This window comes from Nocardia sp. NPDC004711, from assembly GCF_053601595.1.
Genome location: NZ_JBSGCB010000045.1, coordinates 20,393 through 38,161 on the forward strand (window position 1 = coordinate 20,393; position 17,769 = coordinate 38,161).

At 69.5% G+C, this 17,769-nt stretch carries 16 protein-coding genes and 1 tRNA gene; 5 read left to right on the top strand and 12 right to left on the bottom strand.

Annotation, left to right across the window (positions count from 1 at the left end):
- Positions 1 to 314 precede the first annotated feature (314 nt).
- From thrB to argS, 5 genes are all read right to left on the bottom strand, one after another.
- On the bottom strand, positions 315 to 1,271 hold the full coding sequence (thrB, locus tag ACWEKS_RS35390) for a homoserine kinase (RefSeq protein ID WP_452344131.1): 957 nt from the start codon (positions 1,269 to 1,271) through the stop codon (positions 315 to 317).
- Between the two features lie 103 nt (positions 1,272 to 1,374).
- Entirely contained in the window at positions 1,375 to 2,463 is a 1,089-nt protein-coding gene (thrC, locus tag ACWEKS_RS35395) for a threonine synthase (protein WP_354849517.1), read from the bottom strand.
- Positions 2,460 to 3,791 (bottom strand): homoserine dehydrogenase, encoded by a 1,332-nt coding sequence (locus ACWEKS_RS35400; protein ID WP_452344132.1) that lies wholly within the window; start codon positions 3,789 to 3,791, stop codon positions 2,460 to 2,462. The genes thrC and ACWEKS_RS35400 overlap by 4 nt, the downstream gene beginning before the upstream one ends.
- Positions 3,788 to 5,209: a diaminopimelate decarboxylase gene (lysA, locus tag ACWEKS_RS35405; RefSeq protein WP_379390882.1), complete on the bottom strand. Its 1,422-nt coding sequence runs from the start codon at positions 5,207 to 5,209 to the stop codon at positions 3,788 to 3,790. Before lysA ends, ACWEKS_RS35400 begins: the two co-directional genes overlap by 4 nt.
- On the bottom strand, positions 5,210 to 6,868 hold the full coding sequence (gene argS / locus ACWEKS_RS35410) for an arginine--tRNA ligase (RefSeq protein WP_452344133.1): 1,659 nt from the start codon (positions 6,866 to 6,868) through the stop codon (positions 5,210 to 5,212).
- 122 nt (positions 6,869 to 6,990) lie between these two features.
- Between argS and ACWEKS_RS35415 the strand changes: the two genes are divergently transcribed.
- From ACWEKS_RS35415 to ACWEKS_RS35425, 3 genes are all read left to right on the top strand, one after another.
- Positions 6,991 to 7,950: a DUF3105 domain-containing protein gene (locus ACWEKS_RS35415; protein ID WP_452344134.1), complete on the top strand. Its 960-nt coding sequence runs from the start codon at positions 6,991 to 6,993 to the stop codon at positions 7,948 to 7,950.
- 11 nt (positions 7,951 to 7,961) lie between these two features.
- Positions 7,962 to 8,675, top strand: coding sequence for a DUF305 domain-containing protein (locus ACWEKS_RS35420; RefSeq protein ID WP_452344135.1), 714 nt, complete (start codon positions 7,962 to 7,964; stop codon positions 8,673 to 8,675).
- 124 nt (positions 8,676 to 8,799) lie between these two features.
- Positions 8,800 to 8,875: transfer RNA gene (locus tag ACWEKS_RS35425), tRNA-Arg, on the top strand.
- 327 nt (positions 8,876 to 9,202) lie between these two features.
- Here ACWEKS_RS35425 and ACWEKS_RS35430 read toward each other — a convergent pair.
- Complete coding sequence (locus ACWEKS_RS35430) at positions 9,203 to 9,328, bottom strand: hypothetical protein (RefSeq protein WP_452344136.1); 126 nt, start codon at positions 9,326 to 9,328, stop codon at positions 9,203 to 9,205.
- 142 nt (positions 9,329 to 9,470) lie between these two features.
- Between ACWEKS_RS35430 and ACWEKS_RS35435 the strand changes: the two genes are divergently transcribed.
- Positions 9,471 to 10,748 (top strand): alpha/beta hydrolase family protein, encoded by a 1,278-nt coding sequence (locus tag ACWEKS_RS35435; RefSeq protein WP_452344137.1) that lies wholly within the window; start codon positions 9,471 to 9,473, stop codon positions 10,746 to 10,748.
- A gap of 4 nt (positions 10,749 to 10,752) precedes the next feature.
- Here the strand turns inward: ACWEKS_RS35435 and ACWEKS_RS35440 are convergent, their stop codons facing one another.
- From ACWEKS_RS35440 to ACWEKS_RS35465, 6 genes are all read right to left on the bottom strand, one after another.
- Positions 10,753 to 11,352 carry a TIGR03086 family metal-binding protein gene (locus ACWEKS_RS35440; protein ID WP_452344138.1) on the bottom strand — a complete coding sequence of 200 codons (600 nt, stop codon included), beginning with the start codon at positions 11,350 to 11,352 and terminating at the stop codon, positions 10,753 to 10,755.
- A gap of 9 nt (positions 11,353 to 11,361) precedes the next feature.
- Positions 11,362 to 12,765 carry a hypothetical protein gene (locus tag ACWEKS_RS35445; RefSeq protein ID WP_452344139.1) on the bottom strand — a complete coding sequence of 468 codons (1,404 nt, stop codon included), beginning with the start codon at positions 12,763 to 12,765 and terminating at the stop codon, positions 11,362 to 11,364.
- Between the two features lie 157 nt (positions 12,766 to 12,922).
- Complete coding sequence (locus ACWEKS_RS35450) at positions 12,923 to 13,276, bottom strand: hypothetical protein (protein ID WP_452344140.1); 354 nt, start codon at positions 13,274 to 13,276, stop codon at positions 12,923 to 12,925.
- Between the two features lie 114 nt (positions 13,277 to 13,390).
- Positions 13,391 to 14,509, bottom strand: a complete 1,119-nt coding sequence (locus tag ACWEKS_RS35455; RefSeq protein WP_452344141.1) for an ABC transporter ATP-binding protein — start codon at positions 14,507 to 14,509, stop codon at positions 13,391 to 13,393.
- Positions 14,506 to 16,044, bottom strand: coding sequence for an ABC transporter permease (locus ACWEKS_RS35460; protein WP_452344142.1), 1,539 nt, complete (start codon positions 16,042 to 16,044; stop codon positions 14,506 to 14,508). Before ACWEKS_RS35460 ends, ACWEKS_RS35455 begins: the two co-directional genes overlap by 4 nt.
- A 77-nt stretch (positions 16,045 to 16,121) precedes the next feature.
- Positions 16,122 to 17,144 (bottom strand): iron ABC transporter substrate-binding protein, encoded by a 1,023-nt coding sequence (locus tag ACWEKS_RS35465; RefSeq protein ID WP_452344143.1) that lies wholly within the window; start codon positions 17,142 to 17,144, stop codon positions 16,122 to 16,124.
- Positions 17,145 to 17,323: 179 nt separating this feature from the next.
- On the opposite strand from ACWEKS_RS35465, the gene ACWEKS_RS35470 reads away from it, so the two are divergent.
- Positions 17,324 to 17,767 (top strand): Rv0361 family membrane protein, encoded by a 444-nt coding sequence (locus tag ACWEKS_RS35470; protein ID WP_354849484.1) that lies wholly within the window; start codon positions 17,324 to 17,326, stop codon positions 17,765 to 17,767.
- Positions 17,768 to 17,769 lie beyond the last annotated feature (2 nt).

Below are 17,769 nucleotides of genomic sequence, written 5' to 3' on the forward strand. Positions count from 1 at the left end.
GTGCCTGTTCGAGGGTTCCTCCTGCAGTCCGGTCACATGCCGGACTCGGATGCCGTATCGCCTGTCCCGCCGGGCCGGTGGGGTTGCCACCACGTGGGCTTCGCCACCGAGTGCTGGTGCTCATCCAACTGACAAGGTGGGAGAGATCATTCCAGTTGACTGGCTACCCCCAAGTTTCGAGCCTCAAGCCTCGAGCCTGAGCAAGGAGCCTCTGGAGCGATTTGCCCTGATGAAGCACCGGCGTCTGACGCGCACGATGTACGGACTCGCTCAGGATAGCTCCCACCTTTTGCATCGGCAAGGCAGGCGCGCTGTCAATCCACCGAGACGCCGCCGGCGATGCCCGGCTCGAGAACGCGCATGCCGTCCGCGATTGCGAGTTCGCGCAGTTCTTCGGGGAATTCGCTGGTCGCGAAGGCGAGCACGGTCGGGCCCGCGCCCGACACGGTGGCCGCGATGCCCGCGGCGCGCAATCGCTCCACCCATTTGGTGGTGAGCGGCAGCGCCGAGGCGCGGTAGCCCTGGTGTAGCCGGTCGGCCGTGGCGGGAAGCAGCAGGTCGGGCCGCTGCGTCAAGGCAACTACCGCGAGCGCGGACCGGCTGGCATTGAAGGCCGCGTCCACGTGCGGAACCGTCTCCGGGAGCAGACCGCGGGTGTGCGCGGTGGCGGAACGCTCCTCGGGAATGAGCACCACGGGCCGCAGCGAGGGATGCGGCTCCAGCCGCACCGCGCGGTACAGACGGGCGTGATGCGCATCGGCACTGCCGTTTTCGTCCGCCGAACGGTCGGTTTCCGTCCAGCACACCACGAATCCGCCCAGCACGCTGGCGGACGAATTATCCGGGTGGCCTTCGAATTCACCGGCCAGCTGGACCAGCACGTCATCGCCGTAGGCCAGCTCCGGATCGAATTTCGCGGCCAGCCCGCGCCCGGCCGCCAGGCCGCCCACCGCGGCCGACGCCGACGAGCCCATGCCCCGCGAGTGCGGAATCACGTTGCGGCACACCACGTCCAGGCCGTCGGCCCAGACGCCCGCGGCCTGCAGGCCGCGCTCGACGGCGCGCACCACCAGATGCGAAGGGCCCCAGGGCACATCGTCGGCGCCCTCGCCCTCCACCCTGATGGTCAGTCCGGAGTCGGTGGTGGACACCGTGATCTCGTCGTACAGCCCCAAAGCGATTCCGAGGGAATCGAAACCCGGGCCCAGGTTGGCGCTCGACGCCGGAACCCGCACGGTGACGGAGATTCCGGCGGGCAGCGTCCGCGTCACGCCGGTGCCTCGCTGGCGCTCGGCACCGTCGTACCGCGAAGCGGCTGTGACATGGTTCCCTCGCTCCGCTCGCTCACGGAGCTGACCATCACGAGAATTCAACTCAGGCCAGCTCGAGTTCGTGGGCCACGGCGACCGGGTCGACCGCTATCGGCGTCACCTCGGGCATGCCCTTGAGCGCGTTGTCCGGATCCTTGAGGCCGTTGCCGGTCACCGTGCAGACCACGGTGAGTCCGGAATCCAGCCAGCCCTCGGCGCGCGCGGCCAGCAGACCCGCCACCGAAGCGGCGGAGGCGGGCTCCACGAACACGCCCTCCTTGGCCGCGACCAGGTGATACGCGGCCAGGATCTCCTCGTCGGTGGCCGCGCGGAACGCGCCGCCCGATTCCGTCTTGGCGTTCATGGCGCCGTTCCACGACGCGGGCGCGCCGATCCGGATGGCGGTGGCCACGGTCTCCGGGTTCGCGACCGGGGCGCCGTTGACCAGCGGCGCGGCGCCGGCGGCCTGCACACCCAGCATGCGCGGGCGCGAGCTGGTGATGCCGTCGGCGTGGTACTCGCTGTAGCCCTTCCAGTACGCGGTGATATTGCCCGCATTGCCGACCGGCAGCACGTGCACATCGGGCGCCTTGCCCAGCGCGTCCACGATTTCGAAGGCCGCGGTCTTCTGGCCCTCGATGCGGGCCGGGTTGACCGAGTTCACCAGGCCGACCTCGGGGAAGTCCGCGGTGACCTTGCGGGCCAGCTCGAGACAGTCGTCGAAGTTGCCGTCCACCTGAATGATCTTCGCGCCCAGCATGACCGCCTGGGCCAGCTTGCCCATGGCGATCTTGCCCGACGGGATCAGCACCGCGCAGTGCAGGCCGGCGCGGGTGGCGTACGCCGCGGCCGAGGCCGAAGTGTTGCCGGTGGAGGCGCACAGCACGGCGGTCTTGCCGTTGTACTTCGCATCCGTCATGGCCATGGTCATGCCGCGGTCCTTGAAGGAACCGGTCGGGTTCGCGCCCTCGACCTTGAGATACACCTCACAGCCGGTCAGCTCGGAGAGGTGATGCGCGGGCACCAGCGGGGTGCCGCCCTCGAAGAGAGTGACGGCTTCCCAGTCAGCGGGAATCGCGAGCCGATCGCGGTAGGCGTCGATCAGACCCGGCCACGGCGTATGCACGGCTGTCGCGCGTGCGGTTGCACTCATTCCTCGGTGCCTTCCAATCTCAGAACACTGGTCACGGACGTGACGGAGTCCAGTTCGGCCAATGCGGCAACGGTATCCGCAAGCGCGGATTCCTGCGCATGGTGGGTCACCACGACCAGGCGAGCGCCGACGTCATGGCCTTCCTGCCGGACCGTCGAGATGCTCACACTGTGCTTGGCGAATTCCCCGGCGACCGCTTCCAGCACACCGGTGCGGTCGGCCACCTGCAGGTTCACGTGGTAGCGGGTCGGGGTGTCGCCGATCGAAGCGATCGGCAGCTCAGCATAGACCGATTCGCCCGGAGCCCGGCCACCGTAGAACTTGTTGCGCGCCGCCATCACCAGATCGCCCATGACGGCCGAGGCGGTCGGCGCGCCGCCGGCGCCCTGACCGTAGAACATCAGCCGGCCGGCGTTCTCGGCCTCCACGACCACGGCATTGAACGCTCCGTTGACCGCGGCCAGCGGGTGCTTGCGCGGGATGAGGGCGGGGTAGACGCGCACGGAGATCTTCTCCTTGCCGCCGTCGTCGGTGACGCGCTCGGCCATGGCCAGCAGCTTCACGGTGCAGCCCACGGCCGCCGCGGTCTCCAGATCCTCGGAGGTGATCTTGGAGATGCCCTCGCGGTACACATCACCGGAGGTGACGCGGGTGTGGAAGGCCACAGAGGCGAGGATGGCGGCCTTGGCGGCGGCGTCGTAGCCCTCGACGTCGGCGGTCGGGTCGGCCTCCGCGTAGCCCAGGCGGGTGGCCTCGGCCAGCACGTCGTCGTAGTCCGCGCCGGTCTCGGCCATGGCCGAGAGGATGAAGTTGGTGGTGCCGTTGACGATGCCGACCACGCGGTTGACCCGGTCGCCGGACAGCGACTGGATGAGCGGGCGGATCACCGGGATGGCCCCGGCGACGGCGGCCTCGAAGTACAGGTCGGCGCGGTTGGATTCGGCCGCGGCGGCCAGCTCGCCGGTGTAATCGGCGAGCAGCGCCTTGTTCGCGGTGATCACCGACTTGCCCTTGGTGAGCGCGGACTTGATCAGGTCGCGGGCCGGGTCGATGCCGCCCATGACCTCGACCACGATGTCCACGTCGTCGCGGGTGACCAGGGCCTCGGCATCGGTGGTGACCAGCTCGGCGGGCAGGCCGCGGTCCTTGCTCAGGTCGCGCACCGCGACACCGCGCAGCACGACCGGAGCGCCGACCCGGTTGCACAGGTCGTCGGCGTGGTCACGAAGGATGCGGACCACCTCGGTGCCGACCGTGCCCATGCCGAGGACGGCCACGCCAATGGGATGATCCTGTCCCCACACGCCGCCGTTTCTGTTCTCGGTCATGCCTTCACCTCCAAGCTGAGTAGGTCCTCCACCGTTTCGCGGCGAAGGATCAAGCGCGCCTTGCCATCTCGCACCGCGACCACCGCGGGCCGGGTGAGCATGTTGTAGCGGCTCGACATCGAGTAGCAGTACGCGCCGGTCGCGGCCACCGCCACCAGGTCGCCCGGGCCCACATCGGCCGGGAGCCAGGTGTCACGGATGACGATATCCCCACTCTCGCAATGCTTTCCGACCACTCGCGCGACCACCGGACCGGCCTCGCTGGAGCGCGAGACCAGGCGGCAGTCGTACTCGGCCTGGTACAGGGCGGGACGGATGTTGTCGCTCATGCCGCCGTCGACGCTCACATAGCGTCGGCGATTACCACCGTCGAGCACAACATCTTTGATGGTGCCGACCTCGTAGAGGGTGACGGTGCCGGGACCGGCGATGGCGCGGCCCGGCTCGACCGCGATGGTCGGCACCGGCAGCCCGGCCCGCTCGGCCTCCTCGGCCACGATGCGGCGCAGGTTGGCGGCGAAGCCGTCCAGGGCCGGCGGATCCTCGTGCGGCAGGTACGAAATGCCCAGGCCGCCACCGAGATCCAGCACGCGCATCTGTTCGGCGCGTTCCATGCCGAACTTGTCGGCGACCTCGCGCAGCAGGCCCAGCATGCGGCGGGTGGAGATCTCGAAGCCGTCGATCTCGAAGATCTGCGAGCCGATGTGCGAGTGCAGGCCGACCAGGCGCAGATTGTCGGACTCGAAGACCCGGGCGATGGCCTGCATGGCGTCGCCGCCGGCGATGGAGAAGCCGAACTTCTGGTCCTCGTGCGCGGTCGAGATGTACTCGTGGGTGTGGGCCTCCACGCCGACGGTGACGCGGATCAGCACGTCCACCACCTTGCCGGCGCGCTTGGCCACCGCCTCCAGGCGCTCGATCTCGATCAGCGAGTCGACGACCACGTCGCCGACGCCCGCCCCGACCGCCATCTCCAGCTCGGGCACCGATTTGTTGTTGCCGTGCAGGGCGATCCGCTCGGCCGGGAAGCCGGCGTGCAGCGCCACCGACAGCTCGCCGCCGGAGCACACGTCCAGGTGCAGGCCCTCGTCACGGATCCAGCGGGCGACCTCGCCGCACAGGAAGGCCTTGGAGGCGTAGTGGACTCGCGCGCCGTCACCGAAGGCGCGGACCATGTCCCGGCAGCGGGAGCGGAAGTCGTCCTCGTCGATCACGAACAGCGGGGTGCCGTACTCGGCGGCCAGCTCGTGCACCGGCACGCCCGCCAGCCGTACCACGCCGTCGGCGTCGCGAGCAGCGTTGCGCGGCCACACATTCGCGGGCAGCTCGATCATCTGCGCGGGTGCGCTGGGCCGCTCGGCGAGCGTGGGCGCGTGCGGGATGTCCGCATGGCGGGGTCCTGCGGGGTGGGCACTCATCTACATACGCTCCGGTGCACTGACGCCTAGGAGGCCGAGGCCGTTGGCGAGAACCTGACGGGTGGCTTTGACCAGCTCGAGGCGAGCGGCATTGAGCGGGGTGACCACGTCGTCGCCCTGCGGGATGACGCGCAGCGTCTTGTCGGACTGGAAGGGGTGGTAGGCCCCGGCGAGTTCCTCGAGGTAGCGCACGACCCGGTGCGGCTCCCGCATCTCGGCGGCGGTGGCCACCACGCGCGGATACTCGCCCAGTGTGCGGATGAGCGCGCCCTCGCGGTCATCGGTCAGCAGCGCGAAATCCGGTGTGACCGAGGCGTAGTCGAACGCGGCCGCGTTGCCGAGGATCTGGTTGGTGCGCGCGTGCGCGTACTGCACGTAGTAGACCGGGTTCTCGCTGTCCTGCCGGGTCCACAGGTCCAGGTCGATGTCGATGCTGGAGTTCACCGAGGAGCGCACCAGCGAGTACCGCGCCGCGTCCACGCCGATCTGCTCGACCAGGTCGTCGAGGGTGACGACGGTGCCCGCGCGCTTCGACATGCGAACGGCGGCACCATCTTTCACGAGGTTCACCATCTGGCCGATGAGCACCTCGACGGTGTCCGGGTTGTCGCCGAACGCGGCCGCGGCGGCCTTGAGACGGCCGATGTAGCCGTGGTGGTCCGCACCGAGCATGTAGATGCACAGATCGAAACCGCGCGAGCGCTTGTTCTGGAAGTAGGCGATGTCACCGCCGATGTAGGCGGACTTGCCGTCGCTCTTGATGACGACGCGGTCCTTGTCGTCGCCGTATTCGGTGGAGGCGATCCACCAGGCGCCGTCCTTCTCGTACAGCTTGCCGGACGCCTTCAGCGTCTCGATGGCCTGCTCGACCGCGCCGGAGGCGAACAGCGAACTCTCGTTGAAGTACACGTCGAAGTCGGTGCCGAAGTCGTGCAGCGTCTGCTTGATGTGCGCGAACATGAGCTCGACGCCCTCGCGGCGGAACAGCTCGTGCCGCTCGGCCTCCGGGAGTTCCAGCACACCCGGGTTGGCCTTCACGACGGTGTCGGCGATCTCGTTGATGTACGCGCCCGCGTAACCGTCCTCGGGGGTCGGCTGTCCCAGCGCGGCGGCCACCAGCGAGTTGGCGAAGCGGTCGATCTGCGCGCCGTGGTCGTTGAAGTAGTACTCGCGGGTCACGTCCGCGCCCTGGGCCGCCAGGATCCGGCCGAGCGCGTCGCCGACCGAGGCCCAGCGGGTTCCGCCCAGGTGGATCGGGCCCGTCGGGTTGGCGGAGACGAATTCGAGGTTGATCTTCGTGCCCCCGAGAGCGTCCCCGGTGCCGAACTTCGCACCGGCCTCGAGGATCTTCTCGACGATCGCGCCCTGCGCGGCCTTGGCCAGGCGAATGTTCAGGAAGCCCGGTCCCGCGACCTCGGCGGCCTCGATGCCCTCGGCGGCCGACAACGCCTCGGCCAGCAACGTCGCGAAATCGCGGGGGTTCATTCCCGCCTTCTTGCCTACCTGCATGGCCACATTCGTGGCATAGTCACCGTGCTCGGGGTTGCGGGGACGCTCCACCTTGACCTCGTCGGGCAGGATCGCAGGGTCCGATCCGCGTTCGACAAGTACCTTCGCTGCGGTAGCACGAAGGAGATCTGCAAGGTCAGCTGGAGTCACGAGTCACTATCCTATGGTCTGAGCAGGTGAACGCCGCGAGCGGGCACCACCGGGCAGGTGCCCAGCAAACGAGGCGGCCGCGTCGTTTGATTGTCCGACACGTCGAAAAGAGCACAACAAGCATGCCGAGCAAGACCAGTGCCAAGTCGGCCAAGGCCATCAAGGCCGCGGGCAAGTCGGCCGGATCGTCCAGGAAGGGCGGTCGCGGCGGCAGCCTGGGCGGTAAGCGTCAGATTCCGTGGCTCATGATCGGGGCCGTCGTCTGCATCCTCGCCCTCATCGGCGGCATCGCCTGGGTGCTGGTGCCCAAGATCCAGGACAAGCAGGAGCAGGACAAGTACACGCCGTCCGCCCAGAAGAAGGATCCCTCGGATCAGATTCCGGGCGTGGTGAAGAAGGACTACGCGGCGGGCATGCACGTCGCGGCCACCCAGCGCGTGAACTACGACCAGTCCCCGCCCTTCGGCGGTCCGCACGACGGCTCGTGGGCGGCCTGCACCGGCGTGGTGTACGCCAAGGCGATCCGCACCGAGAACGCGGTGCACTCGCTCGAGCACGGCGCGATCTGGATCGCCTACAACCCGGACAAGGTCGATCAGGCCGGCATCGACACCCTGAAGTCGAAGGTCAAGGGCAAGCCCTACAGCCTGATGTCGCCCTATCCCGGCCTGGACACCCCGATCTCCCTGCAGTCGTGGGGTCACCAGCTGAAGCTGAACAGCGCCGACGACAAGCGCGTCGGCGAGTTCATCACCGCGCTGCGCCTGAACCAGTACGCCTACCCGGAGGTCGGCGCGGACTGCGCGAACCCGACCTTCAACACCGACAACCCGCCGGCCTTCGACCCGACCCCGCCCGGCCCCGACGCGGTGCCGATGGACGGCAAGGGCCTGCAGCAGGACGCGAGCGAGCTGGGTGGCGGCGGCAGTATTCCGGGCATGCCGGCCGGCGGTATCCCGGGTCTCCCGAACGGCGTGCCGGGTCTGCCCACCGATGGCACGAGCCTGCCCGGCGGCATCCCGTCCATCCCGGCCCCGACCGACGGCCCGACCCAGCCGGAGCAGCCGGCTCCGACCCAGTAGTGCCGCCGTTCATGTCCGATATCCCAGATCGCAGCTCCGAGCCCGATCCCGCCGCCGAACCGGTGCCGCAAACACGCCGCAATCAGCAGCCCGCTCTGCTGGCGATCGGGGTGGTCGCGGTGCTGCTCATCGGTTTCATGGCCGGACTGCTGGTGGGCAATGCCATGCACCACGGCCCGGAGACGCCGGGCGCGGTGGATGTCGGCTTCTCCCAGGACATGTCGGTGCATCACGCGCAGGCGGTGCAGATGTCGGGCATCGCGCTGTCGGGGACCACGGACCCGGCGGTGAAGCGGCTCGCCTACGACATCTTCACCACGCAGGCCAATCAGGCCGGTCGCATGCAGGGCTGGCTGCAGCAGTGGGACAAACCGCTCATCTCCCCCGACGGCTACATGGGCTGGATGACGGACATGTCCACGCATGAGCATTCCGGCACCGCCATGCACTCCGGCGCGGTCCAGACCATGCCCGGCATGGCGTCCGATCAGGAGATGGCCGCCCTGGGCCAGGCCACCGGCCCGGCACTGGATGCGCTGTACCTGCAGCTGATGCTGCGCCACCACCAGGGCGGCATGCCGATGATCGAGTACGCCGCCCAGCGCGCGGACACCGACGCGGTGCGCTCGCTGGCCGAGAGCATGGCCAAGACCCAGAAGAGCGAGGCCGATCTCATGACCCAGATGCTGGCCGAGCGCAAGGTCGCACCCCTGCCGATGAACTGAACCAGCACCTCCGACGAACACGGACCGGGCACAGAAACGCCCGGTCCGTGTTCGTTTTTGGCGCAGCGCGAGCGATGCGATACGCTGTCCCAGCCCGACCGGGAGACCGGACGGGACCATCCCCGCCCTCGTAGCTCAGGGGATAGAGCGTCTGCCTCCGGAGCAGAAGGCCGCAGGTTCGAATCCTGCCGAGGGCACCACAGTAGGGCCCCGACCGTGGATCACGGTCGGGGCCTTACTCGTTCGCGGAGGCGGCGAGCCGTTACGGCACCGAATGACTGACTTATCGTGCCATCGTGACCGATTGGGATTCCGATTCGAGGACTCGGGAGCAAAGGTAGTAGCTGTGCATCGCGGTGTCCGGTTGCGCAGGAGGCAGCCGGACACCGCGAGCGCGTTTTCTAGCCAGGATGATGTCGAATTCTCCTGCACTGGAATCGATCTCGGCAATAGCCCGGCGGCCGGGTGCCGGTGAGGGTCGAGTACGAGCTCGCGCCGCCGGCACGACGTCGCGACGCATCGGGCGGTCAGGCCGCGTATTCCAGCGCCATCGCCGCGATCACCGGGACCATGTAGAGCATGGGGAACGGGACGTGGCCGTAGGACTTGGCGCGGACGATGGTGATGATGATGGCGCCGGTGAAGTACAGCACGATGCCGATGGCAATCCGCGATCCGTTTTCGATCGATCCCCGATACGCCCGCTGTGCGCACCGCGCACCCGGCCGACTCATTCGCACTGCGAGCGGCCCTGCTTTTCATGTGAAACACGAACGGGCCGGTATGTTCTGAGAAGTGTCGGACAACGAGAGCGCCCGTGCAGAACAGCCGCAGCGTCGCGTCTCACGCTCGCTCGCCGGGGGATTCACCACGGTCCTGGCGGCCGCGACCGCGGCCCTGAGCCTGGTCGCGCCGGTCGCCGCCACCCCGGTGGCGCCGGAGGAGGAGACCGAGGCGTCGTTCTACGTCCCGGCCGCGGACCGGGTCCCGGGCACCCCCGGATCGGTCATCCAATTGCGGCTGCTCACAGGCGATCCCGCTCTCGCGGGCGCGCGCAACTACCTGGTGCTGTACCGCTCGGTCGACATGCAGGGCAATCCGGTCGCGGTGTCGGGCACCCTCGCGGTCCCGGACAGCACCCCGCCGCCGGGTGGCTGGCCGCTGATCTCCTGGGCGCACGGCACCACCGGCGTCGCCGATGCCTGCGCGCCCTCCCAGGACACCTCCGCCGGCTTCCCCGCCCACGACTACACCTCGCTGGTGCGCCGCCTGCAGGAGCGCTGGATCGCGGCCGGGTACGCGGTGGCCCAGACCGACTATCAGGGGCTGGGCACGCCCGGTCCGCACGGCTATCTGATCGGCACCGCCGAACAGCGTGCCGTCACCGATATGGCCAGGGCCGCACGGGAAGTCGACCCGGATATCGGGGTCCGCTGGGTGGCCGTGGGCCACTCCCAGGGCGGGCAGGCCGCCATCTTCACCGCTGCCCAGGCCCCGCAGTGGGCCCCGGAGCTGCAGCTGCTGGGTTCGGTGGCGCTCGCGCCCGCCTCCCATCAGGGCATCGGACTGCAGGCGTCGCAGCTGGCCGCCACCGCGGGCGTGGCGGGCGCCCTGTCCCCACTCACCGGCAGCGCGGTGTCGTTCCTGCCCTTGATCATTCGCGGCGCGCAGACGGTCACGCCGCTGGATCCGGCCCGCTTCCTCACCCCTCGTGCGCAATCCATGCTCGCCCAAGCCGACACCGGATGCATCGGCCAGCTGCGGCAACAGGATTCGTGGGGCGGCCTCACCGCCGACGACGTCTTCAACCGTGACGGGGACATCTCCGCACTGATCCGCGTGCTGAACGAAAACGACCCCAGCGCACTGACTTTCACGCAGCCGCTGCTGGTGTTGCAGGGCCGCGCCGACACCACGGTGCCGGCGCTCGCCACCGACGCCATGGTGGTGCAGCAGCGCGCGGGCGGTCAGCCGGTGCTGTACCACAGCTATCCGGGCGCGGACCACCGCGGCGTGCTCGACGCGTCGTTCAATGACGCATTGGCCTGGGTGGATACCCGGTTCGGCCGGTAGGCGGTCAGGACGCGGGCGTCCAGCCCGGATCGCGGCCGAACCAGGCGGCCAGCCGGTCGTAGGCGGGCGCGTCGGCGGCGATCGGCACCTCGTGCCCGAAAGCCTTTCCGGGACCGCGGAATTCGGGCTTCAGCAGCTGCTTGGACCACGCCAGGCTGTGCTCGGCGAGCTCCGGATCCAGGGTGCGGCCCTGACCGGTGGCCCGGGTGAGATCCCAGGCGTGCATGGCGAATTCGGTGATCTGCTGATCGGCGCGACCGCGCAGCGGGGCCTCCCCGCCCATGCCGGGCACCAGCCGCTCCGGATCGGCGGCGCGCCACGTCTCGAGCAGCGGCTGCGCACGGGTGCGGAACTCGGGGCCCCAGTCCCCGCCGACCGGGTCGGGTGGTGCGCCCCAGTCCGGCATCTCGCCGCGCGCGGCGATGGTGAAGTCGCGCAGGATCTGGCCCACGATGTGCTCCAGCAGCCCGCGCACGTGCCAGTCCTCGCACGGAGTCGGCAGGGCTGTCCGGTCCGGGGTGACGGCGGCGATGACATCGCCCATCTGGGCGACGGCCCGTTCCAGGAGATCGATCGTCGGGTCCACCGGTGACTTGTCGGCCATGCGGCCAGACTAGCCCTGCGGCAAGACGTTCCGCGCTCCATCGGGCATGACGATCACCCGTGGCGGGAGAGCGGGTTCCGGCGCGGCCACGGCCCGCGGGGATCGGATCCGCCACAGCAGGTACAGCCCGGCCGCACAGCCCAGGGTGATCACCAGGGCCACCATGCCGGGCACCGCGGAGACCGCCCCGTGCGGATCCCGATACCAGCGCGGCGAATAGGCGACCCGGCCGAAGCTGCTGCCCCGCAGCGCCACCACCAGGCAGGGCACCACCAGTACGGCGAGCGCCACCACGGCGCTGCCGGCGGTCTTCGGGACCGCCGCGCCGAAGCAGAAGCCGATGGCCAGCGCGGTGAGGATCACACCGAGCACCGGGATCACCGCGTACTGGTGCGCGATGCCCGCGGTGCCCGCCGCGAAGACCGCCAGCCCGGCGGTCGCGGCCAGCGCGATCCAGGGCGCACGCCATCGGCGTCCCACCGCCAGCCCGGCCACCACGGCCAGGACCGGGAACGGCGCGGTCCAATCCGGCCGGGGCACCGCGATGATCGCGCTGCCCGCATTGGCCACCGCCACCGCGAGCAGCACCAGGGTGCCCTCGCGCCCGGGCAACAGCAGCGCCGCGACCAGCGCCGCGCCGATGGTGATGGCCGCGGCCACCCCGGCCTGCGCGACGGTGCCGGCATGCTGCACGAACCACTGCGTCGACAGTGTGGTCGCGGTGACCAGGATCAGCGCGGACAGGATCGGGCCCATCGCCAGATCGGTGTTCTCGTGTTCGCCCGCCGGTTCCGGCTGCTGGACGGCGATACCCGCGACCAGCATCGCAACGGCCAACATGAGCAGCCACACCGGTGGCGTTCCGGTCGACGCCCATGCGGTGAGAGGATTGCCCCGGCCGCCCGCGGGCGGCAGCGAGGTCTGGTCGGCGATCAGGATCGCGGACAGGGCGCCGATCAGGTACGCGCCCGTTGCGATGGGTTTGCCGAACACCGCGACCGCGAGCGCCCCGAGCAGGATGCCACTGAAGATGGAATCGACGTAGTTGGCGGTCGTCAGATTTCCCGGGATCGCCGCGTCGCGGTTCCACAGCTGGTCGATCAGAAGCACCACCGCGCTGCCGCTCGACACGATCCACGCCGTCTTGTGCCCGAGCGCGACCACCAGCGCCGCCGAGACCACCGCGAACGCCGCGCCGGCGGCGGCTGCGCGCGGCATGTTCAGCACCAGCAGATCCAGCTGCAGCACCGGGCCTTCGGAGGTCCAGCCCAGATCGAGGGGGGCCATGAGCAGCAGTCCGGCCACCGCCGCGCCCAGCAGGGCGGCCATCGCCTCGATCGGAACCGCGTAGCGTCGCAGCGCCAGGGGCGCCGTCCTGCCCGGCGGATCTGCCAACGCGAACCTCGCGCCCATCTCGTCACCTACTCCCTCGGTGATGCGACGCCTTCCGCGTTACAGCAATAACGAGCAGCTATCTCTCGCGACATTAACAGCTGCGGTATGTGGGAACCCTGAGAAGTGGAGTCGGTCACAGTCCTTCGGCGGGCCGGGGAGCGGGCCCGCGACACCGTCAGGCGCAGCGGAAACGGAAGATCGCCGGCGGGGTGACGCCCGGCGCGGAGGTGACCTGAACGGCCGGATCACTGTCCAGCGCACAGCCGATCGGGGTGCTGACCTGAACCCGGTAGCAGCCGAGCGCGCCGTTGTAGACGGCCGTGCCGTCGACGCCGGTGGTGAGAGTCGCCACATTCGCGCCGCTGCCGCAGGGCGCGATGTCGGCGGTCACGCCCGCCATGGGGAACTGCTCGGGGCCGTAGACCGCCTGCACCTTCACCGCGGGATCGGCGGGCGGTTCCGCGGAGGCGAGCGGGGCCAGGGCGCACGCGGCGGCGAGAGCGGATGTGACGAGCAGCGTGCGGCGCACCTTGTCTCCTTCGGGACGAGCCGAGGCAGTTCGCCTCTGCGGCCGACGATTCGGCCTCCGCGCCACTATAGGGACTCCCCGGTCCGATCGGTCACATTCCGACCGGCCGATCGCTCAGACCGCGGAGACCGCGCCGACCCGGCTCACGGCGGCCGCGCCGGTTGTCCGGCCGGCGGCGGCGCACTGCTCGGCGGTGAAAGCGACTGCCGCGCCGAGGACTTCGAGCTCGACCCGGTCGCCGACCGTGGGCGCGTCCACGCTCACCCGGCGCACCTGGACAGGTTCGGGGCAGCCGTCGAGATCGAGGGTGAGCAGGACATCCGCACCCCGGAACTCGAGGGCGCGCACGGTGGCGCAGCCGGCGTGACCGTCGGTGGCCGCCTGGGCCAGCAGCTGTTCGGGCCGCATCATGACCGCGCCCGCACCGGTCGGCGCGTTCACCTGCACCGGGATGCGGCCGAGCACGGTCTGGGCGGTCTCCGCGCCGATGGCGGCGTCGAGAAGCACTGTGTCGCCGAGGAATCCGGCCGTGAACAGGTCCGCGGGGGCCGCGTACACCTGCTCCGGGGTGCCGACCTGGGTGAACCGGCCCGAGCACATGACCGCGACCTGATCGGCGAAGGACAGTGCCTCCTCCTGATCGTGGGTGACCAGGATGCTGGTCATGCCCGCGGCGCGCAGGGTCTCGGCGACGGCCTGCCGGGTGGCGGCGCGGAGTCCGGTGTCCAGGGCGCTGAAGGGCTCGTCCAGCAGCATGAGATCGGGTTTGCGGGCCAGGGCGCGGGCCAGGGCGACGCGCTGCTGCTGGCCGCCGGAGAGCTGATGCGGCCGCCGATCCGCGTAGGACGGGTCGAGCGAGACCATGTCGAGCAGTTCGGCGACGTGCTGCCGGTGCCTGCGCCGCGCGCCCAGTCCCCCGCCGAGCCCGTAGGCGATGTTCTGCCCCACCGTCAGGTGCGGGAACAGTGCCCCGTCCTGGGCTACGTAGCCGATTCTGCGCCGATGCGACGGCACCGAGAAGCCCTGGCGGGTAATGGTTTCCCCGCCGACGGACACCGATCCGGCGTCCGGGTTCTCGAATCCGGCGATCACCCGCAGCAGCGTGGTCTTGCCGCATCCGGAGGATCCGACCACCGCCGTGGCGCTGCCGTCGGCGACGTCGAGGCTGATGCCGTCGAGCACCGGCGCCTGTCCGAAGGTCTTGCGAACCTGGTCTACGACAAGACGACTCACAGTCCCGCCGCCTTCCTGGATTGGGTGAACAGCAGATAGGTGACCGGCACCGAGACGATGATCATGATCAGCGCGTACGGCGCGGCGGCCGCGTAGTCCAATTCGCCCGACAGCTGCCAGAACTGCATGGCGAGGGTGTTGGTGCCGTTGGGGGCCAGCAGCAGGGTGGCGGTCAGCTCGGTGGCCACGGCCACGAACGCCATGGCCGCGGCCGCGGCCGCCGCGGGCGCGGTGAGCCGCAGGGTGACGCGGACGAAGGTGGCGGCCGGGGATTTTCCGAGCGCCTGCGAGGCCTCCTCCAGTCCCACCGGCACCTGCGCCAGCCCGGCACGCACGCTCACCAGCGCGCGCGGCAGGAACATGAGCGTGTAGGCGGCCAGGATGGTCGCGGCCGTCTGATAGAGCGCGGGCAGCCAGCGAATCGACACGGTCACCAGCGCCAGCGCGATCACGATGCCCGGCAGCGAACTGGTGATGTAGTTGGCCCCCTCGATGATCCGCGCGAACCGCGAGGTGGAGCGCACCGCGACCCAGGCCACCGGGAAGGCGCACAGGGTGGTGATCACCGCGGCGGTGGCGGCCAAACCGATGGTCTGACCGAGGGATTCGCCGATATCGGTGGTGTTCCACACCGCCGAGCCGCCGATCTTCAGCCACCGGCCGATGGTCCACAGCGGTACGCCCAGCGTCGCCGCCAGCGCGGCGGCCAGCAGCGCGAACAGGGGAATCTTGGCCAGGCCCAGGCGAATCCGGTTCGCGCCCCGCTGCGCGCCGCCGCCGATGCGGGCGTAGCGGGCCCGGCCGCGCACGGTGGCCTCACCGGCCAGCAGCACCAGGCACAGCACCACCAGCACGCCCGAGAGCGTGCTGCCCGCCGCGCCCGCGAAGCTGGACTGGTACTGCTGGAAGATGGCGGTGGTGAAGGTGTCGAACCGGATCATGGCGAAGGCGCCGTACTCGGCCAGCAGGTGCAGCGAGATCAGCAGTCCGCCACCGAGAATCGCCAGCCGCAGCTGCGGCAGCACGATGCGTGCGAAGACGGCGAGGGGCCCGGAGCCGAGGGCCCGGGCCGATTCCTCCACGGCGGGATCCAGCCGCCGCAGGGTGGCCGCCGCCGGGAGGTACACCAGCGGGAAGTACGAGACCGTCGAGACGAGCACGCCCGCCCAGAGCCCGTGCAGCGACGGGATGGCGCTGACCCAGCCGTAGCTGTTGACGAAGGCCGGAACCGCGAGGGGGGCGGCGAAGATCGGGCCCCACCAGGCCGCGCCCGGCACGTCGGTGCGCTCCACGATCCAGGCCAGGCCGATGCCCAGCGCCACGCAGATCGGCACGGTCAGCACCACCAGTTCGGCGGTGTTGCGCAGCAATTCGGCCACGCGCGGGCGGAACACCAGCTGTGCGGTCTCGTGCCATCCGGTCGAGACCAGGGTGGACACGATGTACCCCAGCGGCACGAAGGTGGCCGCCACCATGAGCAGGGCGGCGATCGTGACGATCGCGCCGGGCCGGATGGCCGATGCACTCGGGACCATCCTGGTCAGTGCCCGAGAGACCCTGCTGGGCAGGTCCTTCGCCGCCCGGGTGGGTACAGCGGTCCGAACAGCCACGGTTAGAGCAGACCCGCCTCGGTCATGAGCTGCGTGACCTTCTTGGCGTCCAGCTTGCTCGGGTCGATCTTGGGCGCGTCGAGCGAGGCCAGCGGCGGCAGCGCCGGGTTGGCCGCGACGTCCGAGGCCACCGGGTATTCCATGGAGTCACCGTCGCGCAGCACCTCCTGCCCCTGCTTGGAGGTGATGAAGTTCAGGAACTTCTGGGCGTTGGCCTGCTTCTTGCTCGACTTCAGCACGCCGCCGCCGGAGGTGGAGACGAAGGCGCCCGGGTCCTGGTTCTTGAAGTAGAACAGCTGGGTGTTGCCGCTGTTCTCCTTGGTCTTGGCCTGGTCGCGGTACCAGTAGTAGTGATAGATCACGCCGCCGTCGAACTGACCGGTGTTGGCGCCCTTCATGACGGTCGTGTTGTTCTGCGAGATGACCGCGTTGTCCTTCAGGCCCTTCAGCCAGGCCCGGGTCACGTCCTCGCCCTTCTGTACCAGCAGCGCGCCCACGATGGCCTGGAAGTCCGCGCCCGCGGGGGCGGCGCTCCACTTGCCCTTCCACTGCGGCTGCTGCAGGTCGAGCAGCGACTTGGGCAGCTGGTCGGCGGGCAGTTTGGCGGTGTTGTAGACGAAAACAGTTGAGCGGGCCGCGATTCCGGTCCACTTGCCGGTGGAGGGGCGGAACTGGTCCGGCACCTGGGCCAGGGTGTCCTTGTCGACGTCGGAGAACAGGCCGGCGTTCTCGACCAGCGCCATGGCCGGGGAGTTCTCGGTGAGGAAGACGTCGGCGGGCGAGTTCTTGCCCTCGGCCACGATCTGGTTGCCGAGGTCGGTGTCACCACCGTTGCGGAGGGTCACCTTGATGCCGGTGTCCTTGGTGAACGCGTCCACCCACTCCTTGGTGAGGGATTCGTGCTGCGCGTTGTAGACCAGGATCTCGTTGTCGTTCTTCGACGAGCTGGAGCAGGCAGTGGTCGCGCCGAGCACCGCGATCGCCGCCAGTGCGCCGGACACCAGTTTCCATCGAGCCGCCGTCATGACCGTCCTTTCGCTTGCCCAGCCTCGTCTATGAGGTTTGCCTAACCAACGTACCGTCCCATGTCACGGGTTCAAATGCCACCCCACCAATCGACACGGAATCGCTGTAGTCTGCGTGCGTTCCGGGGACGGCCCCGGACGGACAGCAACCGAAGATCGGCCGGAGTCGAAGGATCTCGATGAGCTTGCAGCGGCGTACCCCCTTGACCATCGGACTCGGCGTCGCCGCCGTGGTGCTCGTGGGAGGTGGCATCGCCACCGCGGTGACGTTGAACGGCAAGGACTCCGGACCGAGCGACGACAAGCGCGTCGAGACCGCGGTGCGCGATTTCTACGACGCGCTCTCCGCCGGCGGCGCGTCGCAGGCCGTCGGCAAGACCTGCGCCGGCGACCGCGCCCAGTACGACGCGCTGCCCGAGGCCCAGCGGAAGGCCATGGACCAGGGCAAGATCTCCATGAAGGTCGATTCGGTGCAGGGCATCACCATCACCGGCGACCGCGCCACGGCTGTCACCCTGGGCACGCTCACCCTGCCCGGCACCGCCGACAGCAAGCGTTCCACCGATGAACACCTGCGCAAGGAAGACGGCGTATGGAAGGTCTGTTCCACCGACGCGAAGTAGGA

What these genes read in the sequence shown, in the direction of transcription:
- ACWEKS_RS35420 (WP_452344135.1), top strand. Translation starts at nt 7,962, where the DNA reads ATGTCCGATATCCCAGATCGCAGCTCCGAGCCCGATCCCGCCGCCGAA.
- ACWEKS_RS35460 (WP_452344142.1), bottom strand. Translation starts at nt 16,044, where the DNA reads ATGGTCCCGAGTGCATCGGCCATCCGGCCCGGCGCGATCGTCACGATC.
- ACWEKS_RS35415 (WP_452344134.1), top strand. Translation starts at nt 6,991, where the DNA reads ATGCCGAGCAAGACCAGTGCCAAGTCGGCCAAGGCCATCAAGGCCGCG.
- thrC (WP_354849517.1), bottom strand. Translation starts at nt 2,463, where the DNA reads ATGAGTGCAACCGCACGCGCGACAGCCGTGCATACGCCGTGGCCGGGT.
- ACWEKS_RS35470 (WP_354849484.1), top strand. Translation starts at nt 17,324, where the DNA reads ATGAGCTTGCAGCGGCGTACCCCCTTGACCATCGGACTCGGCGTCGCC.
- ACWEKS_RS35445 (WP_452344139.1), bottom strand. Translation starts at nt 12,765, where the DNA reads ATGGGCGCGAGGTTCGCGTTGGCAGATCCGCCGGGCAGGACGGCGCCC.
- ACWEKS_RS35400 (WP_452344132.1), bottom strand. Translation starts at nt 3,791, where the DNA reads ATGACCGAGAACAGAAACGGCGGCGTGTGGGGACAGGATCATCCCATT.
- ACWEKS_RS35465 (WP_452344143.1), bottom strand. Translation starts at nt 17,144, where the DNA reads ATGACGGCGGCTCGATGGAAACTGGTGTCCGGCGCACTGGCGGCGATC.
- ACWEKS_RS35440 (WP_452344138.1), bottom strand. Translation starts at nt 11,352, where the DNA reads ATGGCCGACAAGTCACCGGTGGACCCGACGATCGATCTCCTGGAACGG.
- lysA (WP_379390882.1), bottom strand. Translation starts at nt 5,209, where the DNA reads ATGAGTGCCCACCCCGCAGGACCCCGCCATGCGGACATCCCGCACGCG.